Annotated in this window: 19 protein-coding genes; 12 read left to right on the forward strand and 7 right to left on the reverse strand. The window is 75.6% G+C overall.

What is annotated here, in order from left to right:
• The first annotated feature begins 31 nt into the window (after window positions 1-31).
• Window positions 32-445, forward strand: coding sequence for a universal stress protein (locus RMN57_RS34145; RefSeq protein WP_313768058.1), 414 nt, complete (start codon window positions 32-34; stop codon window positions 443-445).
• Window positions 446-602: 157 nt separating this feature from the next.
• On the opposite strand, the gene RMN57_RS34150 is transcribed toward RMN57_RS34145, so the two are convergent.
• On the reverse strand, window positions 603-932 hold the full coding sequence (locus RMN57_RS34150; protein WP_313767161.1) for a chaplin: 330 nt from the start codon (window positions 930-932) through the stop codon (window positions 603-605).
• A gap of 404 nt (window positions 933-1,336) precedes the next feature.
• Here RMN57_RS34150 and RMN57_RS34155 point away from each other — a divergent pair, with 404 nt between their 5' ends.
• From RMN57_RS34155 to RMN57_RS34180, 6 genes are all read left to right on the forward strand, one after another.
• Window positions 1,337-1,624, forward strand: a complete 288-nt coding sequence (locus tag RMN57_RS34155) for a hypothetical protein (protein ID WP_313767162.1) — start codon at window positions 1,337-1,339, stop codon at window positions 1,622-1,624.
• 93 nt (window positions 1,625-1,717) lie between these two features.
• Window positions 1,718-3,154: a PLP-dependent aminotransferase family protein gene (locus RMN57_RS34160; RefSeq protein ID WP_313767163.1), complete on the forward strand. Its 1,437-nt coding sequence runs from the start codon at window positions 1,718-1,720 to the stop codon at window positions 3,152-3,154.
• A gap of 214 nt (window positions 3,155-3,368) precedes the next feature.
• Window positions 3,369-3,881, forward strand: coding sequence for a hypothetical protein (locus RMN57_RS34165; protein WP_313767164.1), 513 nt, complete (start codon window positions 3,369-3,371; stop codon window positions 3,879-3,881).
• Window positions 3,882-4,080: 199 nt separating this feature from the next.
• Window positions 4,081-5,028 (forward strand): YwqG family protein, encoded by a 948-nt coding sequence (locus tag RMN57_RS34170; protein ID WP_313767165.1) that lies wholly within the window; start codon window positions 4,081-4,083, stop codon window positions 5,026-5,028.
• A 145-nt stretch (window positions 5,029-5,173) separates the two neighbouring features.
• The gene (locus tag RMN57_RS34175; RefSeq protein ID WP_313767166.1) at window positions 5,174-6,388 is read left to right on the forward strand and encodes a hypothetical protein; all 1,215 of its coding nucleotides are present in this window, start codon (window positions 5,174-5,176) and stop codon (window positions 6,386-6,388) included.
• A gap of 510 nt (window positions 6,389-6,898) precedes the next feature.
• Entirely contained in the window at window positions 6,899-8,308 is a 1,410-nt protein-coding gene (locus tag RMN57_RS34180) for a family 2B encapsulin nanocompartment shell protein (RefSeq protein ID WP_313767167.1), read from the forward strand.
• 621 nt (window positions 8,309-8,929) lie between these two features.
• Here RMN57_RS34180 and RMN57_RS34185 read toward each other — a convergent pair.
• The gene (locus tag RMN57_RS34185; RefSeq protein ID WP_313767168.1) at window positions 8,930-9,394 is read right to left on the reverse strand and encodes a hypothetical protein; all 465 of its coding nucleotides are present in this window, start codon (window positions 9,392-9,394) and stop codon (window positions 8,930-8,932) included.
• Between the two features lie 447 nt (window positions 9,395-9,841).
• Here RMN57_RS34185 and RMN57_RS34190 point away from each other — a divergent pair, with 447 nt between their 5' ends.
• From RMN57_RS34190 to RMN57_RS34210, 5 genes are all read left to right on the forward strand, one after another.
• Entirely contained in the window at window positions 9,842-10,615 is a 774-nt protein-coding gene (locus RMN57_RS34190) for a hypothetical protein (protein WP_313767169.1), read from the forward strand.
• 89 nt (window positions 10,616-10,704) lie between these two features.
• Entirely contained in the window at window positions 10,705-11,268 is a 564-nt protein-coding gene (gene yidD, locus RMN57_RS34195) for a membrane protein insertion efficiency factor YidD (protein WP_313767170.1), read from the forward strand.
• Window positions 11,269-11,613: 345 nt separating this feature from the next.
• Window positions 11,614-12,288: a class I SAM-dependent methyltransferase gene (locus RMN57_RS34200; RefSeq protein ID WP_313767171.1), complete on the forward strand. Its 675-nt coding sequence runs from the start codon at window positions 11,614-11,616 to the stop codon at window positions 12,286-12,288.
• A gap of 273 nt (window positions 12,289-12,561) precedes the next feature.
• Entirely contained in the window at window positions 12,562-13,146 is a 585-nt protein-coding gene (locus tag RMN57_RS34205) for a TerD family protein (protein WP_313767172.1), read from the forward strand.
• A 282-nt stretch (window positions 13,147-13,428) separates the two neighbouring features.
• Window positions 13,429-14,562 carry a DUF5954 family protein gene (locus RMN57_RS34210; protein ID WP_313767173.1) on the forward strand — a complete coding sequence of 378 codons (1,134 nt, stop codon included), beginning with the start codon at window positions 13,429-13,431 and terminating at the stop codon, window positions 14,560-14,562.
• Between the two features lie 127 nt (window positions 14,563-14,689).
• On the opposite strand, the gene RMN57_RS34215 is transcribed toward RMN57_RS34210, so the two are convergent.
• From RMN57_RS34215 to pqqA, 5 genes are all read right to left on the reverse strand, one after another.
• Window positions 14,690-16,153 (reverse strand): lytic transglycosylase domain-containing protein, encoded by a 1,464-nt coding sequence (locus RMN57_RS34215; RefSeq protein ID WP_313767174.1) that lies wholly within the window; start codon window positions 16,151-16,153, stop codon window positions 14,690-14,692.
• Between the two features lie 270 nt (window positions 16,154-16,423).
• Complete coding sequence (gene pqqB / locus RMN57_RS34220) at window positions 16,424-17,413, reverse strand: pyrroloquinoline quinone biosynthesis protein PqqB (protein ID WP_313768059.1); 990 nt, start codon at window positions 17,411-17,413, stop codon at window positions 16,424-16,426.
• Window positions 17,329-18,711 carry a pyrroloquinoline quinone biosynthesis protein PqqE gene (gene pqqE, locus RMN57_RS34225; protein WP_313767175.1) on the reverse strand — a complete coding sequence of 461 codons (1,383 nt, stop codon included), beginning with the start codon at window positions 18,709-18,711 and terminating at the stop codon, window positions 17,329-17,331. The genes pqqB and pqqE overlap by 85 nt, the downstream gene beginning before the upstream one ends.
• Window positions 18,712-18,827: 116 nt before the next feature.
• Window positions 18,828-19,517 carry a pyrroloquinoline-quinone synthase PqqC gene (gene pqqC, locus RMN57_RS34230; protein ID WP_313767176.1) on the reverse strand — a complete coding sequence of 230 codons (690 nt, stop codon included), beginning with the start codon at window positions 19,515-19,517 and terminating at the stop codon, window positions 18,828-18,830.
• Window positions 19,502-19,663 (reverse strand): pyrroloquinoline quinone precursor peptide PqqA, encoded by a 162-nt coding sequence (gene pqqA, locus RMN57_RS34235; protein ID WP_313767177.1) that lies wholly within the window; start codon window positions 19,661-19,663, stop codon window positions 19,502-19,504. The genes pqqC and pqqA overlap by 16 nt, the downstream gene beginning before the upstream one ends.
• Window positions 19,664-19,785 lie beyond the last annotated feature (122 nt).

A 19,785-nucleotide genomic window follows, 5' to 3' on the forward strand; every position in this document is an offset into this window, starting at 1 on the left:
CGGGTTCGAGCTGGGGACGGACGGGCCCCGGATGATCCTGGCCGGGCTGGACGGCTCCGACTCCTCCTGGCGCGCGACCGCCTATGCCGCGGGCCTCGCGCGGCGGCAGAACGCGACCCTGGCCGTGGCGTACGTGCAGCCCGTCCTGGGGGCGGCCACGGCTCTCGCGGGGGCGGCCGTCGGCGAGACCACCCAGGAGATCGCCGACGAGCTGCTGGCCGCGCTGCGCGAGTCCGAGCGCCGGCTGAGCGACGTCTGGCGGCTGGACTGGCGCTTCGTGACCGTCCAGGGCGATCCGTTCGCGGGTATGGCCCGGCTGGCCGACGAGCTGCGGGCCGACGCCGTGGTGGTCGGGGCCTCGGAACGGGCCGGGCACCGTCTGATCGGCTCGGTCGCCGTGCGGCTGGTCAAGGCGGGCCGCTGGCCGGTGACCGTCGTGCCATAGGCGGCCCGCGGCGCCGAGGGCCCGGCCGCCCGGGCAGCCGGGCCCGCCCACCGCGGGCCCGGCGCGAACACGGAGGAAGGGCTGCGGACCGGCAGGGAGCCGGGCCCGCAGCCCTTCGGCTGGCGAGGGGGTAGGGGTGGGTGATGCCGGCGGATGCCTATCCGCCGAGCAGCGAGATGCTGTTGCCGCAGATGTTGAGCTGGAGGTTGATCGGGATCTGGATCTGGTTGCCGGACAGCACACCCGGCGAGCCGGTGACTATGCCGCTCGCGGTGGCGCTGCCGGTGTTGATGCAGACCGTCCCGGGCCCGGTGCCGTCGAGCAGGGCGGCGGCCATGGCGGCGGCGTCGGAGGCCAGCGGGTCGGCGGCCCTGGGGGAGCTGTACCTGGACGTGTCGAGGTCGGCGGCGAAGGCGGGGCCGGCGGAGAGGACGGCCAGCGCGGCGCTGAAGCCGGCGGCGATCAGGTACTTCCTGGTGTTGGTCATGTCGAAGGAATAGCCAGCCGACACGCCGGACTGAACACAATCCACCCCTGAACCCACTCGAATGCAGGCGTGATGCGACCCCGATGCCGGAGCCGCGCCACCCGGTCGGAGCACTCCGACGGGCGCCGCGGACCGCGCGGGACGGGTCCACGGCCGCAGCAGGGCAGGGCACGTAGGGGCGGCGAGGCCTGGTCCCGGTCCGGAGACCGGGACCGGGACGGGACGGCGGACCCGTGTGGCCGGGACGGCGCCCACCCGATGCTCTACGCAGAGGCCGCGGCCCGGGCCGCCACCCGGGCCGCCGCCGAACGACCGTCCTCGCACACCGATCGCGGGGACCACCGCACCGCCCGTCGGAACCACCGCACCGACAGGCGGTGCCACAGCCACCCAAGGGAGACCGCATGTACGCGCACTGGGGCACCTTCACCAAGAACGACACCCTCGGCGACTGCCTCGGCCTGGCCCAGAGCGCCCTGCAGAGCCAGGGCTTCCAGGTCTGGGACCTCGCCGGTGACGGCGACTACCAGGTGATCGGCGGGAACAACGACGTGATCGCCAACATCGTCTGCGTCCCGCAGTCCGGCAACATCTGGCTGACGGTCAGCGCCTACTCCACCGACTCGACGCTGGCCGAGCGCACCCGCAACGACGTGCGCTCGTTCATCGTCAACTCGATCCGGATCGACTGACCGGGGCCACGGGCGACTCCTCCGGGCCGCGGCCCCGGCGGCGGCACCGTCCGCAGCCGGGGCCGTCGGTCGTCCCCGATAGGGTTCGTGACCATGACGGACACCCCGACCGCCACCACGTCCGGCAGTGACCTGCACCTCGAACTGCCCGCCACCGGCGGCCGCCGCGCCGCGCTGATGGCCGCGCTGCGCGAGGCGATCCGCAGCGGGCGGCTCGCCCCCGGGACCAGGCTGCCGCCGTACCGTGCGCTCGCCGCGGACCTCGGCATCGCCCGCAACACCGCCGCCGACGCCTACGCGGAACTGGTCGCCGAGGGCTGGCTCACCGCACGGCAGGGCTCGGGCACCGCCGTCGCCGACCGCGCCGAGCCCGTCGCCCCGACCGGCGTCCGCCGGCCGGCCCGGGTGCACCGCCCCTCGCACAACCTGCGGCAGGGGCAGCCCGACGCGTCCTCCTTCCCGCGCACCGCCTGGCTCGCCGCCGGGCGGCGGGCGCTCACCGCCGCGCCCAACGAGGCCTTCGGGCCCGGAGATCCGCAGGGCCGCCGCGAGCTGCGCACCGTCCTCGCCGACTACCTCGCCCGGGTCCGCGGGGTGCGTACCGACCCGGACCGGATCGTCATCTGCTCCGGCTTCGCCCATGCGCTGCGGCTGCTCTTCGAGGGTGCGGGCGCCGTACTGCCGTCGCCCGGCAGCGGCCGGCTGGCCGTCGAGGCGTACGGGCTCGGCTTCCACCGCGAGCTGCTGGCCCGCGCCGGGGTGCCCACCGTGCCGCTGCCGCTGGACGAGCACGGCGCGCGGATCGACGGGTTGGCGGCGCACCGGAAGGTCCGGACGGTGCTGCTCACCCCGGCTCACCAGTTCCCGACCGGCGGGCCGCTGCACGCTTCCCGGCGGGCGGCGGTGGTCGACTGGGCGCGCCGGCACGGCGGGCTGGTGCTGGAGGACGACTACGACGGCGAGTTCCGCTACGACCGGCAGCCGGTCGGTGCCGTGCAGGGGCTGGACCCGGAGCGGGTGGTCTACCTCGGCACGGCCAGCAAGAGCCTGACCCCGGCGCTGCGGCTCGGCTGGATGGTCCTGCCGGACCACCTGGTGGACCGGGTGCTGGCGGCGAAGGGGGAGCGGGAGGCCTGGGCGAGCGCACTCGACCAGCTGACCCTGGCCGAGTTCATCGGGTCCGGCGGCTACGACCGGCACGTCCGGCGGATGCGCCGCCGCTACCGGGAGCGCCGCGACCACCTGGTGGCGGCGCTGGCCGAGCACGCGCCGCACATCGAGGTGTCCGGCATCGCGGCCGGACTGCACGCCGTGCTCCGGCTCGCCCCCGGCACCGAGCGGTCCGTCCTGAAGGCGGCCGCGTACCAGGGCCTGGCCGTCGACGGGCTGGCCGACTACCGCCACCCGGGGATCGGCCCGGACGAGATGCCCGCGACGGACGGCCTGGTGGTCGGGTACGCCACCCCGCCGGACCACGCCTACCAGGCGGCGGTCGCGACCCTCTGCGGCATCCTGCCGCCCCCGGTCTGAGCCCGGGGCCCGTCCCCGCCTCCGCGACCGGGCGGCCGTCGGTGGGGCGGGGGAGCGGAGCGGGAGAGTAGAGGGGCGCCACCGCTTCCGGCGGTCCCTTCGCCCCCTGGAGCGCAGGCAATGGCCCGCCGCGTCCGCTCCGCTGTCATATGCCCGTACGGGCCGGGGCGGAGCCGGGCACCGGAACCGGCGGCGGTCCCTACGCTCTTTGGTCATGCGCACATCACTCATGAGCCGCTTCGGTCTTGCCGCGATCCTGGCCCTCGTCCTCGGTCTCCTCCTGTCGGCCGCGCCCGCCCAGGCCGACACCCCGCTGCTGGCGGTCAGCTCCGACAAGGCGACGGCGACCCCGGGCTCCTCGGTGACCCTCACCCTGACGCTGACGAACCCGCACGACACCCCCGTGCAGTTCGTCTACCAGTCCGTCCAGCCGACCTACGGCACCAGCCAGGCCACCGGTCTGAAGTACGCGTTCTCCGCCTGCGGCGGCAACGTCGGCGGTTGTGACACCGGCGCCACGAACGGGCTGGTCCACCACACCGTTCCGGTCGCCGCCGGTGCCACCACGACCGTGACGCTCACCTACGACATCGCCGCCGACTCGGCGTGCGGGTCCGGCGCGCGGATCGACTTCTACACGTACCTCTACTACGAGTACCAGTCCGGTGCGGCCGCCGACTCCGGGATCTTCGACGTCCCGGGCAACGAGGTCACCTGCGCCGCCTGAACCACCCCGTCCCCCGTCCCACCGTGAGCTCCCGACCGGGAGCCGCCACCAAGCCCCCGTCAGGTGCCGGGCAGCCCCCGTTCCGGCACCTGACGGGTCATCCGCGCGCAGGTCCTTCGGACGAATGACCGCCTTCGGGCGGGCCGGCCGCACCGGGCGCGTGCACGCGTTGTCGGTGCCGGATGGCAGGCTTGGGCCCATGGCCGAACCGCTGACCACCGACGCGCCCGACGCCGCGTCCGACACGCCGCCCGCGAGCCCCACGACCGCGGCCGCCCCCACCCCCGCGGCCGTTCCCGGTGCCGCTGCCGACGAGCTGCCCGGGCTGCCGATGCCCTACGCCGTGTACGCCGCGATCCGCGAGCGGGCGGGCGAGGAGACGGCACCGCTGGTGGACCGGCTGCTCCGCCACTCCCTCGTCCTCGTCCCCGCCACCGACGCCGACGTCGACGCCGACGCCGTCACCGCAACCGGTGCCGCCCCGGGTGTCGAGGCCGACGCGGGTGCCGGCTCGGGCGCCGACCCGACTGCCGGGCAGCTCGGCGGCCTGCCCGCCCTGCCGGCCGGCACCGGGTGGCCGGAGTTCGCCGGGCGGCCGATGCAGTTCCTCGCCCAGCTCGACTGCGCCGGGCTCGCCGCGTCCTTCCGCGCCACCGCCCCCGGCGGCGACTGGCCGCTGCCCGACCACGGGCTGCTGCTCTTCTTCCACGACGAGTGGCTGTCCGACTTCTCCGGCCGCGGCTGCCGGGTCCTGCACGTGCCGGCCGGCTCGGCGCCCCGGCCCGCGCCGGAGCAGGACTCGTGCAGGCCCGCCGTCCCGGCCGTTCCGGTCCGGGCCCGCTGGGAGCTCTCCGCGCCCTCCTACCAGGACCGGGAGCTGGAGAACCTCTTCCCGGACGACTTCATGATCGCCCTCGACCTCGCGGCCGACTTCCGCGACCACCTGCCCAGCCCGGACGTGCGGGTGCTCGGCTGGTGCGACACCGACACCGGCCGCCCCGCCGAGCACCGTCCGCTGCTCCAGATCGAGAACGCGGCCCTCGACGTGGACTGGGGCGAGTGCGTCAACGTCTCGTTCTGGATCACCGGGGAGGACCTGGCCGCCGGCCGCTTCGACCGGGCACGGCACGGCTTCGAGATCGCCTGACCGCCCGCCGCGGCGGCCGCGGGGCGGGCGGTTCGGGGCGCGGTCCGGGCGACCGTGTCCGGCGGGGCGGTCCCGGCCCGGCCCGATTAGGCTGCTGACAGCGGCCGGGGAACCCGGCCGCTGGAGCCGGGTCCGGAGTGGAGCGGTGAGGCTGAGGGGCCGGAGCGAGGAGGCCGACCGGGAGGCGCAGGACGCGCCGGAGCCCCCGGTCGGCGAGCTGGTGCGCTCGATCCGGGAGCACCCCTCCCGGCTGCCCGAGACGCTGGCCGTCTTCGCCGTCCGCCACCGCGGTCCGCGGGCCGCCCGTCGGGTCGCCGCGCTCCGGGCGGCGCACCCGGACGCTGCACCGGACGAGCTGGTGGCGTTGGCCGTCGAGCGCGGCCACCGGGTCAGTACGAGCGAGGGGGCGTTCGTCGGCGGCCCCTTCCTCTGGCTGGTCCCGTTCGCGTTCTGCACCGCCCTGCTGGCCCAGGGGCAGCTCCTGCTGGAACTCGCCGCCCTCGCCGGTCGGGACCCGGCGGACCGGGCCCGGATCCCCGAACTCCTGGTGCTCCAGGGCGTCTACCCCGACGTCGAGACCGCCGAGCGGGCGCTCGCCGCCGAACCGGGTGCGGGCGCGGCCGACGGTCCCGGACCCGCGGCCGGACCCGCGGCCGAGCCTGCTCCGGAGCCCGGCCCGGGGACCGGAGCCGAGCCCGGAGCCGAGCCCGGCGACGAGCGCCCGACCGGCGGGCCCGCCCCCGGGGACCGGCCCGCCGCAGGGCCCGCGCGTGAGCCCGCCGCGGCGTCGGAAGCGGCTCCGGCGGAGCCCGGCACCGGGCGGTGGCGCTCCTTCTGGTACCTGATCTGGCGGATGGCCCGCCTGCTCGGGCTGACCAGCGAGGGCGCCGATCCGCCGCCGTCCCGCTGGCACACCGCCGGCGAGTGGGTGCTCGTGGGAGTGGTCCTCATGATCGGCATGGTCGCGCCGCTGGTCTGGCTCCCGTACATGGCGTACTCGTATAGCCGGGCCACCGGGCGCGTGGCGGCCACGGGCGTCTCGTACTACTTCGGCGGCCACGCGACCGGCTGGCTGGAGCCGGGCCGGTCGCGGACCGACCCCGGTCTCGTCGCGGCCACCTTCCAGGCCCTGCTCTCGGTTCTCGTCCCGGTCGGTACGGTGCTCTTCCTGCTGGCCACCGACATCCGGCTGGCGGAGAGCCGCTGGCCGGTGCTCGCGATCGCCCTGGTCGTGGTCTCCGGCGTGGTCGGCGGGCTCTGGTACCGCAGCCACCGGCCCCGGAGCCGCCGTCGCCGGGACCGCCGTCGCCGGGACCGCCAGCGCCGGGACCGCGGGCGCAACGGCCCGGAGCGCACCTGAACGTTCCGGCGTGTGCGCTCCAAGTCTTCGTCCGTGCAGCGGAGTTGTGACCGGCGGCCGCGGGCCGTCACCCGCCCTCGAACGCCCCCGCCCGCCGTCGGGCTGCACCGCCCGCCCCGCGGTGGCCTGCTGTTCGACAGGCGAACATGCGTTCCCTGGTTTCGCGGGCGGGGCCCCGGCCCGCGGCCCTCGTCGTTGATCCGTTCGGATGGGAGGGGTGGTTCCGACCTGCGGGTGTTTCGCGTGCGCAGGGAATCGAAGATCCGTCTAGAGACGGCCGTGGGATTCCAACCACTCCATGGTCGAGATTCACCCTATCGGGCGGCACTTGCGGTCCGTTCCGGGTGGGTCGGGGATCGGTGATCTAGGGTTCCCGGTGGGCCGCCCGAGAAGGCGGAGCGCATCGCACTATTTCGCCAACACCCCCACCATGACGCCTATCTGACGATCCGACACGGCCTGGCCGAGGCGGGTCGGCGTGACCTGACCAGATGAAGGAGAACCCTGCCGATGCCGGTGGACACCAACCCGGAGACACAGCAGGTGCCGCAGCAGTCGAGCCTCACCACCGCTGCTGCCCGCAATCTCGCCACGACCACCAAGTCCGCGCCCCAGATGCAGGAGATCACCTCCCGCTGGCTGCTCAAGGTGCTGCCCTGGGTGCAGGCCGCCGGTGGCGCGTACCGGGTGAACCGCCGCCTCACCTACACCGTGGGTGACGGCCGGATCGAGTTCATCAAGACCGGATCCGAGGTGCGGGTGATCCCGCGCGAGCTCGGTGAGCTGGCCCTGCTGCGCGGCTTCGACGACGACGACGTGCTGATGGCCCTCGCCGACCGCTGCGAGCAGCAGGACTTCGGCCCGGGTGAGGTGCTGGCCGAGCGCGGCGCGGCGGCGGACCGGATCTACCTGATCGCCCACGGCAAGATCAACCAGATCGGCACCGGCAAGTACGGCGACGAGACCGTCGTCGGCGTCCTGGGCGACGGCGACCGGTTCGGCGAGCAGGCGGTCCTCGACCCCGACGCCGTCTGGGAGTTCACCGCCAAGACCGCGACCGCCGGCACCGTGCTCTCGCTTCCCCGTCGGGACTTCGAGGCCATCCGCGACGGCTCGCCCGCGCTGCAGGACCACCTCCGCGAGTTCCTGGCGCTGCCGCTCCAGCGCCAGAACGAGCGCGGTGAGGCCGAGATCGCCATGTCGGCCGGCCACCACGGCGAGTACGAGCTGCCCGGCGCCTTCGTGGACTACGAGCTGAAGCCGCGCGAGTACGAGCTGAGCGTCGCCCAGACCGTGCTCAAGGTGCACACCCGGGTCGCCGACCTCTACAACCAGCCGATGAACCAGACCGAGCACCAGCTCCGGCTGACCATCGAGGCGCTGCGCGAGCGCCAGGAGTTCGAGCTCATCAACAACCCGGAGTTCGGCCTCCTCAACAACGCCGACTTCGACCAGCGGATCCAGACCCACTCCGGCCCGCCCACCCCGGACGACCTGGACGAGCTGCTCAACCGCCGCCGTGACCCGGACTACCTGCTCGCCCACCCGCGGACCATCGCGGCGATCGGGCGGGAGCTGAACGCCCGCGGCCTCTACCCGCACCATGTCGACCTCGGCGGGCAGCAGGTGCCGGCCTGGCGCGGTGTCCCGATCCTGCCCTGCAGCAAGATCCCGATCACCAAGGAGAACACCAGCTCCATCCTCGTGATGCGAGTCGGCGAGGACAACCAGGGCGTCATCGGCCTGCACCAGACCGGGATCCCGGACGAGTACCAGCCGAGCCTCTCGGTCCGGTTCATGGGGATCAGCGAGAAGGCCATCATCTCCTACCTGGTCAGCGCCTACTACTCCGCGGCGATCCTGGTGCCGGACGCGGTCGGCGTCCTGGAGAACGTCGAGATCGCCCACGGGCGCCACTGAGCGCCGGCGCGGCCGCCGTCCACCGGCGGCCGCGCCCGAATCCGCTCCGGCCGTAACCGGTCGGCCGCAAGATCGTTTCACCTGATGTCGGACGGCCCGCCCCACGAGGCGGGCCGTCCGGTGTCGGGCGGACCTTCGCGTGGAGGGCGCCGCCCGACGAGGACCCGTAGGCGAGGTCCCGACCGAGGACATTCCCACGTTCCCCGCGACGCGAGAGGTGCATGGAGCCCATGCCGCAACCCCAGCAGCCCCGACGGATACCGGTGGACGGGCAGCCGTGATTGCAGACCTGATCGTGGTGGGCGGTGACGGCGGCGGAGCCCGTGGACGGCGTGCCCGGCTGGCCGGTGCCGCGGCGGGGGTCGCCGCCCTCTGCGCCCTGCTGAGCGGCGCGGCCGGTGCCCGGGCGTCCGAACACCAGGGTGGCGGAAGATCGCACGGGCCGGTCGTCGAGACCTGCGTCTCGACCGGGACGGATGTATCGGTGTCGGTCGGCCCCGGCGGCGTGGACGTCGGTGTCGACGTCGACGTGGACGTGGAGGTCGGGGTGACGGTCGACCACTCGGGGAAGCCGAAGCACCCCAAGCCCAGACCGAAGCCCGAGCCGCACCCTAAGCCCGGTCACCACCACCCGTGCCCGACCCCGACACCGACACCGCCCTGTCCCAGCCCGACACCGACCCCCAAGCCGACCCCGACACCGACCCCCACTCCCAAGCCGACGCCGACGCCCACCCCGACGCCGACGCCCACCCCGACGCCCAGTCCGACCCACCCGCCGACCCCCACACCCGTGCCGGCACCGCCGCCCACCGCCGCGCCGGTGCCGCCGCCCGCGCCCCCGCCGCGGCCGACCCCGCCGCCCCCGTCGCCCCGGCCGACGCCGAAACCCACGCCGAAGCCGACCGCACAACCGGTCATCCCGGCGCCCGAGCCCCCGGCCCCGCCGGAGCCGAGCCCGCCCGCGCCCAGCCCCGTACGGCCGAAACCGGTGGCGAAGCCCGCCAAGGCGCCGCTCGCCCCACCGATCCAGGCGCCCGAACGGCACCACGGCGGCGCGACCACCAGGACGATGCTCGTGGTCACGGTGCCGGCGGTCCTCGCGGCGGCGGCCCTGCGACCGCGCGGACGCTCCGGCCGCGGCGGTTCCGGCCGGTCCTGACCGGCTCCGGCGGATCGCGGGCCCCGGCGGACGCTCGTCGAGGACCCATCACCGACCCGGGCCGCGGACACCCGACCCGCCGGCTCGGCCGCCGGCACCTCCGGTTCCCGGCATCGCGGGCGGCCGGCAACCCCTCGGAGGCCGGCAACCCCGGTTCCCGGCAGCTCCGGGGCCCGGCCGCTCCCCGGTGACCACGGCCGTAGCCGACCGCGCTCGTGGCGGTCACGCGAACCGCGTCCGACGGCGCCCGGTACGGCCGGGCGCCGTCGGCGACGCCGTTCCCGCGAACGGGACGCGCCGCGGACCGGCCCCGCCGAGCGGCGGCCGGCGCCCCGGCCCCTTGAAATCCCTAACCCTGGAAAGGAGTTCCCATGTCCGAGTGGTTGGCGCTGGCCATCGCCATGTCGGCGGCCTGTGCCGTCGTGGTGGCGGTGGTGCTGCTGAGGCACCGCCGGGTCCGTGAGGACGAGGACACCGACGAGACGCCCGACGTCATCGAGTACATGACGATGATGATCGGCGTGGTCTACGCGATCGTGCTCGGCCTCGCCATCGCCGGCGTCTGGGAGGCGCGCGGCGCGGCCCAGGACGACGTGTTCCGCGAGGCGCAGTCGCTGCACGAGGTGAGCGAGCGCGCCCAGGTCTACCCGGTCGAGTTCCGGGACAAGGTCCAGGCCGACGTGGACGCCTACGTCTCGTACGTCGTGGACGTGGAGTGGGCGTACATGCGCGAGCACGGCGAGGTATCCGCCCGGGGCACCGAGCTGCTGGACAAGCTGCGCCAGGACGTCGCTACCCGCACACCGGCCGGCGACCTGGAGGCCCAGGCCTACCAGCCGATCATGGACCGGATCAGCGTCGCCGACGACGCGCGCAACGCCCGCGGGCAGAACGCCGGCCCGACCATGCCCGGCGTGGTCTGGTTCGGCCTGATCGTCGGCGCCGTGGTGACGGTCGGCATGGTCTTCGCCCTGCAGATCCGGCGCTCCTACCGGGAGTTGCTGCTGGCCGGGGCGTTCAGTGCGCTGATCGCCTTCCTGCTCTTCCTGATCTGGGACTTCGACGACCCGTTCGGCCGCAGCGTCTCGGTGACCACCCAGCCGTTCACCGACCTGTTCCCCACCCTGGGCGGCGGTCAGGACTGACGTACCGCTGTGGCGGCGTGCTCGGATAACCTGATCGGGCCGTCGGGGGCCGGCTCCGGCGCGCCAGCGTGCCGAGAGGAACACCAGCCGTGACCTACCCGACGCCCGGTCCGGGCGCCCAGTTCCCGCCGCAGCGTCCCGAGCGGGCGTGGTGGTGGCTGCCCGAGAAGGAGCGTCGCCGGCGCAAGGCGCAGCGGCAGGAGTGGCTGGCGTACAAGCGGCGGAACCGCAAGAAGAAGGACCGCGACTGGTCGGACGCCTGCGACGGGGTCGACTGCTGCTGCGAGCTCGGCGACCCCTGCCTGATCGCGCTGGTCCCGGTGATGATGGCCGCGGGGGTCCGGTTCGCCCTGACCGGCGGCCGGGGCGGTCGCCCCGGCACGGGCGGGGGCGCCGGTGCGGATCCGGCCGCGCCCGTACCGGGCGGGTTCGCGGCGGGCGTGCTGTACGGCGCGGTGCGGTACTACCGGACCGAGGTGAGCCCGAAGCGGCCGGCCTGCTGCCCGTACACGCCGAGCTGTTCGACCTACGCCGTCCAGGCGTTGCACCGGCACGGCGCGCTGCGCGGCGCCCGGCTGACGGTCGGACGGCTGCTCCGCTGCCGCCCGGGCGTCGCACGCCGCGGCACGCCCGACCCGGTGCCGGGGCGTTAGGCCCTCTCAGTGTCCTGACACGAGGCCGCGCGGATCACGGTGATCCGCGCGGCCCCCGCCTTCCCCGGGCCCGGCTCTTCGGCCCCTCGGGGCCTAAGCGCAGGCTTTTTGCGTACGGCGAACCGGCGGGCACCGGACCGTGGTTCGGCCGCGCCACGACATCACAGATTGGACTGGACCAATATTCACCGGCAAGGGTGTCCGGGCGCTGGACGGGTCCACGCTGCGGCAGGGCCGTGCGGCGGCTGCCGTCCGGCTGCTGTCCGGCCGCCGCCGGGCCTCCCCGCGGGCGGCCCCGCCGGTACGGTGGCGTACGGGAGCAGCCCCGTCGAGTGGAGGAGACCCATGAAGAGCCGGGACTGGGACGAGCGCTACGCCGCGAGCGAGTTGGTCTGGGGCGTCGAGCCCAACCGGTGGGTGGTCCGTGAGCTGGCCGAGCTGGCCCCGGGCCGGGCGCTGGACCTGGCCGCCGGGGAGGGCCGGAACAGCATCTGGCTGGCTCGCCGGGGCTGGCACGTCACCGGGCTGGACTTCTCCGCGGTGGCGCTGGAGCGGGCCGAGCGGCTCACCGCGGACCTGCCGGACGAGGTCGCCGACCGGCTGACCTGGCGGCACGGCGACGCCCGGGAGCTCGAAGCCCCGCCGGAGGGCTACGACTTGGTGCTGGTCGCGTACCTGCAGCTCCCCGCCGAGGACCGCCGGGCCGCCCTGGTGCGGGCCGCCGCCGCGCTCGCCCCCGGCGGCACCCTGCTGGTGGTCGCCCACGACAGCACCAACCTCACCGAGGGCGTCGGCGGTCCGCAGGACCCGCGCGTCCTCTACACCCCGGACGACGTGCTCGCCGACCTCGACGGTGCCGGGCTGCACACGGTCCGGGCCGAGCGGGTCCACCGGCCGGTGGGCGGCGGTGGCCACCGATCGGCCGCCGCCGGGGGCGCCGGGGGCGCCGGAGGCGGTACCGGCGGGCCGCAGCGGACGGAGGCGATCGACGCCCTGGTGCGGCTGGAGTGCACCGCCTGAGGATTCGCCGGCAGCCGGGGCGGGCTCACGCGCGCCGGGTTCGGCGCGCAGCTTGACGGCCCCAACGTGCTGCGGTGTGTCAGTCGTGGTGCCCTGCCCCGGTGTGCTCGGATGATCCTGTATTCGGAGCGGCGTGGTCGAACCATGTGGTGTGGATCGTCGGAGCGGGGTACGGGATCCACGGGGAGGCGGACCGCGCGAGGACCCCGGACGCGGCCGGCCTCTACAGTGCTGTAGATTCAAGCCGGCAGGCGGAGGAACGAGGAGGGCGCGATGAGCGTTTCGCTGGCCAAGGGGCAGAAACTGAGCCTGGAGAAGGCGGGCGGTGGCCGGCTGGGCGTGGTCCGGATGGGCCTCGGCTGGCGCGCCGCGCAGAAGAAGGGCTTCTTCGCCAAGCTGCTGGCCTCCCAGGAGATCGACCTGGACGCCTCGGCGGTGCTGTTCGCCGGCAGCAAGCCGGTGGACGTGGTGTTCTTCCAGCACCTCCAGAGCAACGACGGCTCGGTCCGCCACAGCGGCGACAACCTGACCGGCGGTGCGGGCGACGCGACCGACGACGAGTCCATCACGGTGGACCTCGACCGGGTGCCGGCCGCGGTCGACCAGATCGTGTTCACCGTCAACTCCTTCACCGGGCAGACCTTCCAGGAGGTCGAGAACGCCTTCTGCCGGCTGGTCGACGAGCAGACCGGCGCCGAGCTCGCCCGCTACACGCTCACCGGCGGCGGCCCGTACACCGCGCAGATCATGGCCAAGGTGCAGCGTGCCGGGAACGGCTGGCAGATGGCCGCGATCGGCCAGCCGGCGACCGGTCGCACCTTCCAGGACCTGATGCCCGAGCTGGTCAAGCACCTCTGACGAGCAGCGGCGGGCCACTGCCCGAGGCCGGCGCCTCCGGCCGGACGCCGCCGGCCGCCGTGTGCCCGCCGGCCCCCGAACGGCGGCGCGGGACCCGTCCGATCTCCCCCGGACGGGTCCCGCGTCCGCTGCAGTCCCGGAGGCGACCGGGCGGCCGCATGGCGGCCGGTGCCGGACCCGGGCGGGCCGCCCCGCGCGGAGCGTGCCACCGGTGGCGCTCGGTCGGGTGGACTTCCGCGATATCACTGCGACGCGCTCGACCGGTCCGCTAACACTGGCCGCATGGACGACGACGCCGTGCAGTTGCCCGCACACCTCACCGTCCGGGTCGGCCCCACCGACGACCCGGTGGCCGCCGTGGTCGGCCTGGAGGCCTGGGAGTCCCGGGAGAAGTACCCGCGGCTGATGATGATGCCGCCCGTCTTCGGCAGCCTGGAGCGGGTCGGTCCGAGTGCCTGGCGGATCCTCGACTTCCACTCCACCACCCCGCAGATGGCCCGGGACGACCTCGGCCACCGGTTCCGCTGCTGGGCACGGACCGAGCCCGGCCACCCGTTCGCCGCCTCCTGGGACATCACCGCCGAGGAGCGCGCCGCGTACACCGCCGCGTACCGGCGGATGGACTGGGAGGCGCTGGACGAGATCGCGGTCGCCGGCCGGGAGTACCGCATCTTCCGGGCCGAGCAGGTGTTGCGCTCCGGGCCGGAGGGCATCGAGCCGCCGCGCCCCACCGACCCGGACCCGGCCGAGGTCGGCAAGGGCCACCGCGCGCCGTCCCGGGTGCGCGGGTTCGTCATCGACCCGACCGCCGCCGTCACGCTGGTCGACGGCATCCTCCGGCTGGACATGACGGCGCTGGTCCCGGCCGGCCACGGCATCCCCGAGGACGTCCGGGCCGATGCCCGGCTCGCCTCCCACCTGTACCCGAACGTCCTCGTCCTGCCGGTGCACTGCGCGGTCGCCGAGTACGGGAAGGGACGTTGGGCGCCGATGACCGCGGCCTGCGAGTCCCCCCAGGCCGCCCGCGACAGCCTCGCCGCCTACCTGCGCGACTTCGCGCCGCGGATGCTGCCCCGGCTGACCGCCGACGAGCGCGCCCGGTACGCGGCCGCCGCCGACCGCCTCGACGCCGAGCGCGGCCACGAACTGTCCGCCGGCGAGCGCCGGTTCCGCCTGGTCCGGGTCGAGCCCGTGGTCCGGCTCGGCCCGGACGGGCCCGAGCTGCCGCGCACCTCCGACTGGGATCCGGACCTCCCGGTCAAGCTCCAGGAGCAGCGTGACCGCGAGGCGGGCATCAGCTACGACGACGATCACGAGAACGACGACGGCGAAAGCGACGGCGGCGGCGAGGATGACGGCGGCGGCGATGGCGATGGCGACGACGGCGGCGGGGCGGGTGCCCTCGGCGGGGACTGACCGGCGCGGCCGCCCGGGTGGGCGGCTCGTCCCGAGTCGTCAGGCCGTAGGCAGCTACGCAAAGGCAGCTGCAGGCGTGCGGAAGCGGGGGATCCGGGCCGGGCCGGATCCCCCGCTGTGCGCCGCGTCAGTGGGCCGACGGCGAGGGCGCGGCCGAGGGGGAGACGTTCGCCGACGGGGCGGCCGCGGGGGAGGCGGCCGCGGAGGCGGACGCGGTGGGGGTCGGGGTCGGGCAGCCGGGGGCGGTGGGCGACGCCGTGGCGGTCGCCGACGGGGTGGCCGTGGGCGTGCCGCTCGCCGTGGGGGTGGCGGCTGCCGTCGGCGAGGCCGTCGGGTTCGGCGTGCCGGTGGCCGACGGGGTGGGCACCGGGCAGGTGGTGGGCGTGGCCGTCGGCGTACCGCTGGGCGTCGTGGTCGGGGTGCCGGTCGGGGTGGCGCTCGGCGTCCCGGTCGGGGTTCCGGTGCCGGTCGGCGTCGCGCTGGGCGAGGTGCTCGCGCTCGGGCCGGCGGTCGGGCTCGGCGAGGTGCTCGGGCTCGCGCTCGGCGAGGCGCTCGCGCTCGGCGAGGCGCTCGCGCTCGGCGAGGCCGAGGGGGACGCCGTGACCGGTGAGGCCGACGGCGAGGCCGCGGTCGACGGGGCCGGCGCCGACGGCACGGTCGCGGTCGACGGGGCCGGCGCGGCGGGCGTGGTGGGCGCCGTGGTGGCGGCCGGGGCCGGGCGGTTCGGGACGGTGGTCGCCGTCCCGGTGCCGAAGTGGGCCATCCAGTTCTTGACGGTCCGCAGGTACGCGTCGGAGTGGTTGTAGCCGAGGATCGCCCGGTCGAGCTGCGCCGGGTCGGCGAGGTCACGCCCGCCCGCGCACAGGTAGCGGCCCGCGGCCTGGGCGGCGTCGAAGATGTTGTTGGGGTCGGCCGTGCCGTCGCCGTTGGCGTCCACGCCCCAGGAGGCCCAGGTGGAGGGGATGAACTGCATCGGACCGACGGCGCGGTCCCAGACCCGGTCCCCGTCGTGGCGGCCGCCGTCGGTGTCCGGGATCGCCGCGAAGCCCTTGCCGTCGAGGACCGGCCCGAGGATCGGCCGGTACGTCGTCCCGCCGGCGTCCACGCCGCCGCGGTTGGCCTGGCCGGACTCGACCTCGCCGATCGCGGCCAGCAGCTGCCAGGGCAGGTGGCAGCCGGGCGAGCGCTGCGCCAGGGCGGTCTCGGCCTGCCGGTAGGCGGCGAAGACGGTCTCCGGCAGCGCGGGACCGGTGCGGAACGGGCCGGCCGAGGGGTCGCCGGGCAGCGCGGTGGGCGGCTGCGGCAGCGGGACGGTGCCACCGCCGTCGACCGGTGTGCCGGTACCGCCGGGCGTGTTCGGGAGCGTCGGTCGGGCGGCGTCGGGCACGGTGGTGGCGACGGCCCGGGTGGCCGTGGCGCCGTCCGTGGGCTGCGGCGCGTCGGCCGCGGCGACCGGGGCCAGGCCGAGTCCGGTCACCTGGGAGCCCGTCAGCGCCGCCAGGGCGGTGAAGACCGCCGCCGTGCCGGCCATCCGCTTGCCCAGCCGCAGCCGGTGCCCCGTTCGCCGACCGCCGCTCAGCCCTGCGCTCATGCCGTGCCCCTCCCCGTGACCGTTCGGACTACCGGGGAACGGACCGGCCGTCGGCATGGTGCCTGACGGTGCATGACAGATCGCGTTCCCGGGATGATTAGTATCACGACGATCTGACGCGGCGGAGGTGGCGAAAGGTTGCCCGCGGCGCCACCTTCGGATGAACGCGCAGGTGGCGGCGGGGCCGGCCGGTGCGGCCCGGTAGTGACGCCCCCCAGGCCTGGGGCCGCGCCCGTCCGGGCCTCGACCCGCCGCTCCCGCCGCCGGGGATCAGAGCTCGATCAGCATCCCGTCCTCGGCGACGGCGGCGCCGGCCGCGGCGAGGTCCCGCGCCGGCGCCTCGGTGCCGGGGGAGCCCGGGTGGGCCAGCGGGTTGGTGTTGTTGAGGTGGGTGTAGAGGTAGCGGGGCCCGGGGAGGCGGGCGAGGTGGGGCAGTGAGTCCCGGACCGCCAGGTGGCCCATGCCGCGGGAGGTGCGTGCACCGCCGGTGCGTCCGGCCAGTTCGTCGTCGGTGCTGAAGGTGCCGTCCAGGATCACCACGTCCGCACCGGTCACCGCCGCCTCGACCGCCGGGGTCCAGGCGGCCAGCCCGGGTGCGTACACGGCGCAGGAGCGGCTGCCGGCGGCGGTGAAGCGGTAGCCGACCACCCAGTCCGACCGGCCTTCCCAGCCCTCGCCGGGCAGGTCGGCCGCGTACCGGGGGCGCTTGTCGCCGAGCGCCAGCGGCTCGGCGCGCAGCCCGCCGTCCAGCTCGACGGCCTGCCCGGGGGTGAGGGTGTGCCAGCGGGCCTTGGTGTACGGCGCGAGCAGCGGGCCGACCGGGAAGCCCGCGTGCAGGGCGTAGCGCACCGGGAGGGTGGCGTGGACGGTGAGGGCGGCGGCCTCCCGCAGGGTCAGCAGGCCCAGGGTGTGGTCCAGTTCGGCGCTGGTGAGCAGCGCGCCGCGCAGCGGGGTCTCCCGGCTGCCGGGAGCGGGGGCGAGCTCGGGGGCGGCCAGGAGCTGCCCGCGCAGGTCGGGGGAGGCGTTGACCAGGTACCAGGCGGCGCCGTCGGCGCTGACGGCCAGGCAGTCCTGGGTGCGGGCGGCGCCGGTGCGGCGGGCGGTGGTGCAGCCCGCGCAGCCGCAGTTCCACTGGGGCAGCCCGCCGCCGGCGGCGGTGCCGAGGATCCGGATCTTCAGCGCAGCCTCCGTGGGACGGGCGCCGGGGTGTCGGCGGGGGCGGGGCCGGTGACCAGGTGGTGGTGCGGGGAGAGCCGGCAGGCCGGGTCGGTGGCGCCGGCGTCGCCGGTGAACTGGAAGGCCTGGCAGCGGCAGCCGCCGTGGTCGACCTCGCGCAGCGCGCAGCCGCGGCACGGCTCGGGCATCCAGTCGGTGCCCCGGTAGCGGTTGAACGCCGGGGAGTCGTGCCAGATCGCGGCGAGCCCGTCGGTGACGGCGCTCGGTACCGGCAGGCCGGGCAGCTGGGCCGCCGCCAGGCAGGGCAGCACGTCGCCGGTGGGTGCCACGACCAGCTGGCGGCTGCCCCAGCCGTCCATGCAGGGCTTGACGGTGCCGTCGTGGTGGTCGGCGGCGACGTGCACGATCTCGATCCGCTCGCCGTGGCGCTCGCGGGCGGCGGCGACGTCCCGCTCGGCCTGCCGGACCTGGGCCTCGCCGGGGGCGAGGTGGGCCCGGTTGCGCCAGGCCCAGCCGTAGAACTGGGTGTGCGCCAGCTCGACGCGGTCGGCGCCGAGCGCCACGGCCAGCTCGACCAGTGCCCCGACGCGGGGCAGGTTGCCGCGGTGCAGCACGGCGTTGACGGTCAGCGGCAGGCCCGCGCCGGTCAGCAGCGCCGCGGCGGCGAGCTTGCGCTCGTGCGCGGCCAGCCCGGCGACGGCGTCGGCCCGGCGCAGGTCGGCGTCCTGGACCGAGAGCTGGACGTGGTCCAGACCGGCCTCGGCCAGTTCGGCGGTGCGGGCGGCGTCCAGTGGCAGGCCACTGGTGATCAGGTTGGTGTAGAGGCCGAGGCCATGGGCGTGGGCCACGATCCGGGTCAGGTCGCGGCGGAGCAGCGGCTCGCCGCCGGTGAGGTGGACCTGCAGCACGCCCAGCCCGCGGGCCTGGTCGAGGATGCGCAGCCACTGCTCGGTCGCCAACTCGTCCCGGTGGCGGGCGAGCTCGACAGGGTTGGCGCAGTAGGTGCACTGCAGCGGGCAGCGGTGGGTGAGCTCGGCGACCAGGCCGAGCGGTACCGGCCCGCGGCCGGCGGCGCCGGGCAGCCCGGCGGCCCGCTGCGGCCTCGCCGGCGCCCCGGTGCCGTCCAGGGCGAGCAGCCGCTGGTGGGCGAGGTCTGCCAGCAGCTCGCGCACGTGGCCGCCGTCCACCCCGTCGTACTCGGCGGCGAGGTCGGCGGTGATCCGTTCGGCGTCGCGGCGGCCGTCGCAGTGCCGCAGGACGGCGGCGGCGCTGTCGTTGAGCAGCAGGACGCCCTCGGGGTAGAGCAGCGCGGCGCGGTCGCGGACCGGGTCGTGCACCAGCCGCACGCCGGGCCGCAGCCCCGGCCGCAGCGTGGGCGCCACGTCGGCAGGCGGGGCGGTCGGAGCCGGAGAGGCCGCCGGAGAGGCGGTCCGAGCCGGAGGGGCGGTCCGGCCGGCCGGTGCCGGCGGGGTGCCGGGGATGCGGGGGACAGCGGCGGTCACCGGTCGGCCCCGTAGTCGACGGCGTCCAGCATGGCGCGCAGCACCTCGCACTTGAACGCCAGCGCCTCCACCGCGGCCTGCTGCTGCGCGGCGGTCGTGCAGTGGTCCAGGACCAGCTCCAGGGTGCGGGCGCTGTCCCGGCGGGCGGTGGGGATGCGGTGCTCGAAGTAGGCGTACCCGGCCGGGTCGATCCACTCGTAGTGGGTGCGCCAGGCGGTCACCCGCCGGGCCATGTGGTCGGGCGAGAACATCTCGGTGAGCGCCGCCGCGACCCCCTCGGTCCACGGCCGGGTCTGGCAGAAGTGCAGGTAGCCGTCGACGGCGAAGCGCACCCCGCGCGCGACGTGGCGCTCGTCGGTCACCTCCGCGCGGTCGAGGCCGACCGCCTCGGCGAGCACCAGCCAGTCGGCCAGGCCGCCCTCGTCGCCGTTCGGCCCGTCCTGGTAGCCGAGTCGCTCCACCCAGGCCCGCCGGACCTCCGGCAGCGGGCAGTTGGCGATGATGGCGGCGTTCTTGCGGGTCAGGCAGAGCTGGTAGTACCAGCGGTTGGCGACCCAGCGCCGCAACTCCGGTGGCGTGCAGCCACCGGAGTGCAGGCGCAGGTGGAACGGGTGGGTGTCCCAGTACCGCCCGCGCAGGTCGTGCAGCCTGGCCGCGAACCGCTCGCGGGTCAGCGGTTGCGCCACTGGGCGGCCCGTCCGGCGTACGCGGTGACCTCGGCCCCGGTGCGGTGGCACTCCACCGCCGGCGCGGACCAGCTGGGCTTGGCGGCGCCGGCCGGGCGCGCCGGCGGTGCGGCGGGGACGGGGTGGGGCTGCGCGTTCTGGTGCATCGGTCCTCCTCGGGCCGGGGGTGCTGGGGGAGGGGGCGCGTGCGCCCCCTGGGTCAGGACGCTACGAGCCGCCGGGCCCGGCCGCCGGTCCGAACCGCGCGATCCGGGGACAATCGCGCTCG

The organism is Kitasatospora sp. CM 4170 (assembly GCF_032110285.1).
Lineage (GTDB): Bacteria > Actinomycetota > Actinomycetes > Streptomycetales > Streptomycetaceae > Kitasatospora > Kitasatospora aburaviensis.